The sequence below is a fragment of the Micromonospora sp. NPDC004336 genome, assembly GCF_053602615.1.
In genome coordinates this window covers 1-5,504 of the sequence record NZ_JBSGDY010000265.1, presented here as the reverse complement: position 1 = coordinate 5,504, position 5,504 = coordinate 1, and the positions used below count along the sequence as shown (strand labels likewise).

At 72.4% G+C, this 5,504-nt stretch carries 5 protein-coding genes and 1 tRNA gene; 3 read left to right on the top strand and 3 right to left on the bottom strand.

Features of this window, described 5'->3' with window-relative positions:
• Positions 1–398: 398 nt before the first annotated feature.
• Together ACWENR_RS29265 and ACWENR_RS29260 are read right to left on the bottom strand one after the other, a co-directional pair.
• On the bottom strand, positions 399–1,364 hold the full coding sequence (locus ACWENR_RS29265; RefSeq protein WP_452280178.1) for an MBL fold metallo-hydrolase: 966 nt from the start codon (positions 1,362–1,364) through the stop codon (positions 399–401).
• A 224-nt stretch (positions 1,365–1,588) separates the two neighbouring features.
• Positions 1,589–2,107 (bottom strand): hypothetical protein, encoded by a 519-nt coding sequence (locus ACWENR_RS29260; RefSeq protein WP_452280177.1) that lies wholly within the window; start codon positions 2,105–2,107, stop codon positions 1,589–1,591.
• Between the two features lie 111 nt (positions 2,108–2,218).
• Here ACWENR_RS29260 and ACWENR_RS29255 point away from each other — a divergent pair, with 111 nt between their 5' ends.
• Together ACWENR_RS29255 and ACWENR_RS29250 are read left to right on the top strand one after the other, a co-directional pair.
• Positions 2,219–3,217 carry a LysR family transcriptional regulator gene (locus ACWENR_RS29255; RefSeq protein WP_452280176.1) on the top strand — a complete coding sequence of 333 codons (999 nt, stop codon included), beginning with the start codon at positions 2,219–2,221 and terminating at the stop codon, positions 3,215–3,217.
• A 107-nt stretch (positions 3,218–3,324) separates the two neighbouring features.
• A complete protein-coding gene (locus tag ACWENR_RS29250; RefSeq protein WP_452280175.1) occupies positions 3,325–3,795 on the top strand; it encodes a hypothetical protein in 471 nt (156 codons plus the stop codon).
• Positions 3,796–3,876: 81 nt separating this feature from the next.
• Here the strand turns inward: ACWENR_RS29250 and ACWENR_RS29245 are convergent.
• Positions 3,877–3,952 (bottom strand) — tRNA-Lys (locus ACWENR_RS29245).
• Between the two features lie 187 nt (positions 3,953–4,139).
• On the opposite strand from ACWENR_RS29245, the gene ACWENR_RS29240 reads away from it, so the two are divergent.
• The gene (locus ACWENR_RS29240) at positions 4,140–5,396 is read left to right on the top strand and encodes an Ig-like domain-containing protein (RefSeq protein WP_452280174.1); all 1,257 of its coding nucleotides are present in this window, start codon (positions 4,140–4,142) and stop codon (positions 5,394–5,396) included.
• Positions 5,397–5,504: the final 108 nt, after the last annotated feature.

The following is a 5,504-nucleotide window of genomic DNA, read 5'->3' as shown; positions in this document are numbered from 1 at the left end:
ACGTGTGACTGGAGTACAGCCGAGTGCACTTCCGCACTCGCGGAGACGTCCCCCGTCCCCGGCGCCGGGGACGGGGCGGATCCCGTGGTCGCCCCGGGCCCGGTCGGCCCGGCCGACGGACTGACCTGCGCCGCCGGCGTCCCGCCACCCCTGCCGCGCGCGACCTCCAGCGCGACCGGGATGGCCGCCGCGACCACGGTGGCCACCGCGGCGATGATCGCACCGACGATCGCGGGATGGGACGTCCGACGCCGCCTCTGCATAGACACGGCCCGATTGTGGCAGCCCGCCGCACGACATCGCGGACGGTTCGCGGGGCGCGGCGCGCCCTTCCCCGCCGGCGGCGACCCCCGCCTCCCGGCCACCCCCGCCCCACCCCCGATGACGACCGCCTCAGGTCACCCGAGCCCCGCCCACGGATCCTCGCGGCGCCACAGAATCGGCAGGTGCAGGGCGATCCGCTCCCGCCGGGCCAGTCCACCGAGGACGCGCATGGTGACATCGAGGTCGTCGCCGGCGAACGGCAGGGCGCGCAGCGGCCGGTCGAGCGGCCGGAAGAAGTCGTCCCAGTGGATGAGCACCACGCGGCGGGCCCCGACGGCCCGAACGGTCTCGGCCCAGTACGCCCGGATGTAGTCCTCGCCCCGCACGCCGAGCTGGCCGACGCCGAGATAGACGACGTCGGCCCGGCGCCCGTCGAGCGCGCCGGGCACGAAGCCGGCGCTGCCCTGGACGAGGGCGGTACGGCCGCTGGCGTGCGCCACGATGATCGACCACGCCTCACCGCACCGGTAGGCGGCGGCCCTCGCCGGGGGCACCACGGGCTCGGTGATGCCGCCCGGGAAGCGGTCCGGCGGGCAGTGCGCGGACTCGACGAAGGTGAGCGTGAACGCGCCCAGGGGCACCGGCTCGTGGGGCGTCACGACCCGGATGCGGTCCTCGGCCAGCCCGGCGCCGCGGCCGACCCAGGCCGCGGAGCCACCGCCGACGAGCACCGCACCGGTACGCAGCGCGACGGTTGCGGAATCCATCACATGGTCGAAGTGCGTGTGCACCGGGATAACGGCGTCCAGCCCGCGGCCGGAGGCGGGCGCGCTGGTCGCCGCGCCCGCGCCGTGGCGGTCCAGCCCCAACCGCCCCAGCGCCGAGCCGATGCGGGCCTCGTCGGGCGCCAGCCTGCCGAGGGCGACCCTCAGCAGGGACGGCCGGGAGAAGAACCCGTCGGTCATCACCGCGTGCTCGCCGTCGTCGAGAAGCAGGCTGGCCACCCCGAGGAACGTCACGCCGAGCCCCCCGGCCGCCGGCGGAACGTCGAAGCGGGCGGCGTGGGCGGCGAGGTCGGGACGACCGAACTTCATGCGCACGGCGGGACGCTACCTGCTGCCGGGCCGGTTCCGGCGCACGGCGGGACGCTACCTCCCGCCGGGGCCATTTCCGACGCACGGCGGGACGCTACCTCCTGCGGGGCCGGTTCCGGCCGCCGTACGGCCGCTGCCGACGGACCGGCCCGGGCGACGCCGGGCGCCGGCCCCGGCAGGGCAGGCCGCCGCGCCCGACCGGCCGGCGCTCACCGCCGCGACGCCCGCGGTCACGAAACGAGCGGGCGTACGTCATGGTCACCTCCGGTCTGGGGCAGCCCGGCGGCTGCGGCGATGAGCCCGACGGCGCCGTACAGGGTGGTGGTCTCCGGCAGGACGAGTTCGCCTGGCCAGCCCAGGACGTCGCGGGCGGCGTACCAGCCGCTCATCTGCTCGGCGGTGAACTCGCCGGCCTGCGGGCGCGTGAGGTGCCGGCGCAGGGTCTCCGGCAGGGACACGTCGAGGTAGCAAAAGAGGGACCGCCCGCGATGACCGTCCCGGAGGCCGGTCAGCATGCTCCGGTGGCGGCCGGTGTGCAGGATGCCCTCCAGCACCACGTGGTAGCCGTGGTCCAGCGCGGCGTGATCTCCCGCGTCCCAGGCGGGCATGCTGTAGCCGAAGGCGATGTAGTCCAGGGTGACGTCGGGATGCTCGTTGCGGCCGGTCCTGCGGAAACCCTCCTCACAGAAGGTGAGGAAGCACAGGGCGGCCCCTCCCGTGCTGTGGGCGAGGACTCCAAGGTGTTTCACGACGCCCTCCGGCGTTTCGGGGAATCGAGGCGGCTTCATTCTTTACCGGCTGATCCCCGACGCCTACTCTGCAGCATGGATTGATATACGCACCATGCCTTGGAGGTATGGATGGAGCTACGCCTGCTGGGTTATGTGGTGGCGATTACCGAGGAAGGATCCATCAGCGGAGCCGCGCGCCGCCTGCACCTGACCCAGCCGACCCTGAGTCGGCAGCTGGGTGAGCTGGAGCGACGCCTGGGAGCCGAACTGTTCGCCCGCACCGGCCGCGGGCTCGTTCCCACCGCGGCCGGCGAAGCGCTGCTTCGGCGGGCGGTGCGCATGCTGGCCGACGCCGAGGCAGCTCTGGACGACGTGCGGCTGGCTGCCGCGGGTAAGACTGGCCGCCTGACGGTGGGGTTCGCCGGATCAGGCATCAACGGCGTGCTCGGGGACGCTCTCGGACGACTACGAGTGGAACTCCCGGACGTCGACCTGTGCCTGGTGGAACTGTTCGACGACGCCGAGATGTCGGCCGGCATCCTGGCCGGCAGCCTCGACGTGACGGTGCAGCGACTGCCGGCCCGCGACGCCCGTCTGGCCACCCGCGTCTGGGCGCGCGAGCCGCTGGCCCTCTTCCTGCCGGCCGGGCACCCTCTCGCCAGGACCCCCGAGCCGGCGCCGGTGTCCGTACTCGACGAGATCCCCTTGGTGCTGTGGCCGCGGGAGTCCGCGCCCCATGCGCACGACGAGATCATCTCGTTGTGCCACCGCGCCGGGATCGTGCCGCGCGTCGCCGCGCGGGGCCGGACCGTGCAGACGATCCTCGCGCTGGTCGCAGCCGGCTTCGGCGCGGCCGTGATGGCCGACTCCTATCGCGTGCTGCGTCGGGAGGGCGTCACGCCTCGACCCCTCGCGGGCACCGCCACCACCCTGCACCTGGCCTGGCGAGCCGAGGACACCAGCCCGCTCCTCACCCGCTTCATCACCGCCCTGAACGCCGTCAGTGTTCGGCACCGCGCCGCAGGACCCGATATTTCCGCGCACCCGAACCGCCCCGGTTCTGGTGGAGATCTCCCGACCGATGACGGCGAGTTGCCGACGTCGTCCGGCGATCGAGCTGCGCGATGATGTCGGGTTGCTGCGCTTGCGATGACCGGTCGTGGGGCGACGGGAGTGGACGGTGACCCGGCAGACTGTCCGCTGTGGGGACGCCAGCGCCGGTCACGGCCCATGACATGACAGTCGCCCTGGACTACGGGCAGTTCACTCTCTCCGGGACGACGGAAGACGACTCCGACCTGGCAATGCTCGGGCGGGAGGCGCAGGCCGGCCCGCACATCGCGAGCGACGATCACACGGTGCTCGTCTGCGTGCCGCATCAGAACAACTTCGAGATGCCACTCCGGGTCGAGGTGTGGGCCGAGCCGCCGCCCCGGGACTTCGGACAGTGGGAAGAGATCTTCGAATGCGCGCTGGAGGTCGACGGCGGAGAGCTGTCGTACTGCTCGCCGACGCTGGGCCAACGGCGGTGCGAGGTACCCGACGGGCGGTACGGGGTGCGCATCTGCGGTCGGGGCTTCGTCAACCGGGGCTGGCCCGGGTCCACGACGCCCGGCGATGAGTGGCGAGTTCAGCTCTGGCCGTCGAGGAGAAACCTGCCGGACCGGAGGATCCGGGCTTGGCATCCGCCGGGAGCCACCGACTAGGCACTCGTGGCTCCCATGATTGCCGCACCCGGAAACGACATCTGGGCACCCACCCGTGAGGGTGGATGCCCAGATGATTGCTGGTGCGCCGCCAGGGACTCGAACCCCGAACCCGCGGATTAAGAGTCCGCTGCTCTGCCAGTTGAGCTAGCGGCGCTCGCTGGCAACGGGGAGAACATTAGCACGCCTCCTGAGCCGGGTTCCAATCCGATCCCCGGCTCCCCCCTTCGGTCGAGCTTAACGGGCAATGGGGAACAAAACCCCCGGGCGTACGACGAGAGGGGCCTGACCGGCGGGTTCCATGCGGCACGATGTGCGCCAGGTACGCGAGAACAGAGGTGGGGATGGGCAGGTTCGCGCGGGCCGGGGCGATGGTGGGCGCCCTCGGTCTGGTGGCGTCGCTGGCACTGACAGCCTGCGGCGAGGAGAAGAAGAAGGCGGAGTTCGTCGGCGGCACCACCCCCGCCACGGCGAGCGCGGCGGCCGAGCCCGCCACCCCGGCGGCGCCGAGCGGTCCGCCGCTGACGCTGAACCCGGCCGACGGGGCGAAGAACAGGCCGGTCAGCTCGGAGATCGGCGCGAAGCTGCCCGACGGCGGCAAGGTGTCGAGCGTCACGCTGACGGCGGCGGACGGCAAGCAGGTCGAGGGGCGCCTGCGGGCCGACGGCTCCTCCTGGGTGCCGTCGAAGCCGCTGAAGTACGGCACCCGCTACACGGCCACCGTCACCGCCACCGGCGCCGACGGCGGGACCAGCCAGGGCACCAGCACCTTCACGACGATGGCGAAGCCCAAGTCGATGATCAGCTCGGGGCTGTACCTCTTCGACGACAAGACCTACGGCGTGGCGATGCCGGTGGTCACCGAGTTCCACCCGGGCATCCCGAAGAAGGACCGCGCGGCGGTGCAGAAGCGCATGTTCGTGCAGACCGACCCGCCGCAGCCGGGCGCCTGGCACTGGGTGGAGAACGGCACCCAGGCCTACTACCGCGCTCCGGAGTACTGGAAGCCCGGCACCACGCTCACCGTCCGGATCGCGCTGGCCGGCATCCCGCTGAGCAACGGCCGGTACGGCAACGTCGACCGCACGGCCACCGCGAAGATCGGCCGGGCCTTCGAGATGAAGGTCGACAACGCCACCAAGAAGATGACCGTGTACGAGGACGGCCAGGTGGTCCGCACCCTGCCGGTGAGCCTCGGCAAGAAGAAGACGCCCTCCTCCAGCGGCACGATGGTGGTGATGGAGAAGAAGGAGTCCACCGTCTTCGACACCCGGGACGACCCGGATCCGGCCAACCGCTACGTCACCGAGATCGACTTCGCCCAGCGGATCACCTGGGGCGGGGAGTACATCCACGCCGCGCCCTGGTCGGTGGACGACCAGGGCCGGCGGAACGTCTCGCACGGCTGTGTCAACGTCTCCACGGCGAACGCGAAGTGGCTGTTCGAGAAGACGAGGGTCGGCGACCCGATCACCATCAAGGGCACCGAGCGCCAACTGGCCGCCGGCAACGGCTGGACGGCGTGGAGCCTGAGCTGGTCGGAGTTCGTCGAGGGCAGCGCCCTGCCGGTGCCCGAGGGTGGCGCGGGGCCGGTGTTCTGACGTACGCCCGCCCGACGTCCCGGCGACCGGCCCGCGAGGCGCGGGCCCGTCGCCCCCGTTTCAGCGCGCGCCCGCCCGCGGGGGGGCGCCCGCGCGGGGTCCCGGGGT